Raw genomic sequence first — 1,528 nt, 5'->3', positions numbered from 1 at the left:
AACAATAATATTTTTTTAGCACTTATAATTGATTCATCAAAAAAAAATCTTGTTCTATGCTATAATTAATTTGTATAGTTGAAAATAATTAATAGTTAATAAATAAAAAAGGAAACAATGATTATTATGGTAATTATTTATGTTCAAAAATAAAACAAAAACTCCGCCACAAAGTCAAAAAACCAAATCCATCCTTTTAATTTTAAAAAAAAGTATGATTATTATTTTAGATTTTTTTCTAATCTATCTCTTTATTGCTTCTTTGGGTAATGCTTTTTTTCCTAAATATTCAGCCAAATATCTAGGCATTGCTGCTTTTCCTGTGGCTTCTGGTAGTATGGAACCTTTTTTACATGGTCCTAAAAATGAGGATTCAGGACAAATAGGGGATTTAGTTTTTATTAGAGGTGTTTGGGACGCTTCCAAACTTATGCCTGTTGGTGCTGTTGATGGGAAACAAATCACCAAAAATCCTACAACCAAACCTTATAAAGTAGGCACAACTCATCCAAAAAACGGCGATGTTGTAATTTTTGAAAACCCTAATTATAATAATCCTAATGTTTCTGAACAAGAAAGACAAGCAGCCCAAAAATATCGTTTTATTATTCATAGAGTCGTTTATAATGATTCAAAAAACGAATTAATTGGCACTTGGGGTGATGCAAATGATACCCAACACAAATACGAACAAAAAATTCCTTATCACAAAATTGTAGGCAAATATGTTTGTAAAGACCGTTATATTTTTCCATCCATCAAAAATTTCTTTTCTGATCTGTTTGCTTATATTGGTTCTTTCTTTGCTTTTTTATTTGAAAATCCCTTATATTTGTTTTTAATAATCGTTTATTTAATGATTATGGCGTATCTCTTATATTTCTTAATTAAAGAATTAAAAGCAGCCAAATAATTACAAAAATGCAATCAAATAACACCAAATTACAAAATAATACAACAATTTTACAATAACAAACCAAAAGGTAAACAATTAATGTGGCAACAAATCATTAATAATCAAAAAACTAAACCTTATTTTAAAAAAATATTTACTTTTTTGCAAGAAGAAAAAACCAATCACAAAATTATTTATCCCAATCAAGAAGATATTTTTTCAGCTTTTAATTTAACTCCTTTTGAAAAAGTGAAAGTAGTTATTTTGGGGCAAGATCCTTATCATGGCAAAAATCAAGCTCACGGGTTGTCTTTTAGTGTAAAAACCTTCCAAAAACCACCTAGTTTATCCAATATTTTTAAAGAATTACAAAATGATTTACAAATTACTGCTCGCACCAATAATTTAACTAAATGGGCGCTAGAAGGCGTTTTGATGATTAATGCTATTTTGACTGTTGAAAAAGATAAACCTTTAAGTCACCATCAAATTGGTTGGCAAGAATTTACCAAAACTATTTTTCAAGCTTTGCAAGCTAAACCAAATATAGTCTATATTTTGTGGGGAAAATTTGCTCAAACCTACGAACAATATATTTGTCAATCCCAAAATTGCATAATTAAAAGCCCCCAT

Annotated in this window: 2 protein-coding genes; both read left to right on the top strand. The window is 28.1% G+C overall.

Going from position 1 to position 1,528, the window contains the following annotated elements:
- Positions 1 to 139: 139 nt before the first annotated feature.
- Positions 140 to 913 (top strand): S26 family signal peptidase, encoded by a 774-nt coding sequence (locus tag OL66_RS03060; protein ID WP_034172422.1) that lies wholly within the window; start codon positions 140 to 142, stop codon positions 911 to 913.
- Positions 914 to 994: 81 nt separating this feature from the next.
- Positions 995 to 1,528 (top strand): uracil-DNA glycosylase (locus OL66_RS03055; protein ID WP_034172421.1); only part of this gene is annotated, 534 nt, incomplete at its 3' end.

Origin of the sequence: Chrysanthemum yellows phytoplasma (assembly GCF_000803325.1) — a bacterium.
GTDB classification, from domain to species: domain Bacteria; phylum Bacillota_I; class Bacilli_A; order Acholeplasmatales; family Acholeplasmataceae; genus Phytoplasma; species Phytoplasma asteris.
The sequence above is the reverse complement of the archived record's forward strand: the minus strand, read 5'-3'. Positions and strand labels throughout refer to the sequence as shown.

Bases quoted from the DNA above. Each gene is read 5' to 3' on its own strand.
- OL66_RS03060 (WP_034172422.1), top strand. From the start codon at position 140: ATGTTCAAAAATAAAACAAAAACTCCGCCACAAAGTCAAAAAACCAAA.